This is a genomic window from Clostridium boliviensis (genome assembly GCF_033342255.1).
GTDB classification, from domain to species: domain Bacteria; phylum Bacillota; class Clostridia; order Lachnospirales; family Lachnospiraceae; genus Lacrimispora; species Lacrimispora boliviensis.
The window spans coordinates 1-536 of the sequence record NZ_JAWONS010000254.1; the positions used below are offsets into that span (position 1 = coordinate 1).

At 54.1% G+C, this 536-nt stretch carries 1 protein-coding gene; it reads right to left on the reverse strand.

Annotation, left to right across the window (positions count from 1 at the left end):
- Positions 1-449: YhfZ family protein (locus RZO55_RS17890; RefSeq protein ID WP_318065626.1), on the reverse strand; the 449-nt coding region annotated here is incomplete at its 3' end.
- Positions 450-536: the final 87 nt, after the last annotated feature.

Consider the following 536-nt stretch of genomic DNA (forward strand, 5'->3'; position numbering starts at 1 on the left):
ACCGCCAAGCCGGAAACCACCGCAAAATCGTACCGACCCGATTGCAGCGCATCGATTCGGTGGGTCGAACCGCGCATGAAAGCCAGGTTGAAGGGAACGTTGATCTCCTGAAAGGCTTCCACCAGTCCGGTGGCCAACCCCTCGTATTTTCGGGAATAGGGAAGGGGCATCACCCCGACCACCTGGGACATCCCCGCGATTTTCCACAGGGCGTGATCGTCTTTACGGTTCAAGAACGTTCCCAAATGGCCCCTGGACTCCAGATGAATCGCGCCCATCTCCTCCAACAACCGCAGCGCTCCCTGTACCGTCCCCCTGCCCAGGGACAATTTACTGGCAAAATCGCTGATTCGCGGAATGCGCTCGCCGGGCTTGACGGACAATAGATGTCGAGCGATTTCCCTCGCGGCAAGTCCGTTCTTGGTATACAGTTTCTCCGATATGGTCATGGCTCACGTCCCAACACATTACAAAATACGGTTTTTTGTATTCAGTTTGAAAATACCATATTCTCCCCGGAGTTGCAAGAAAAAATC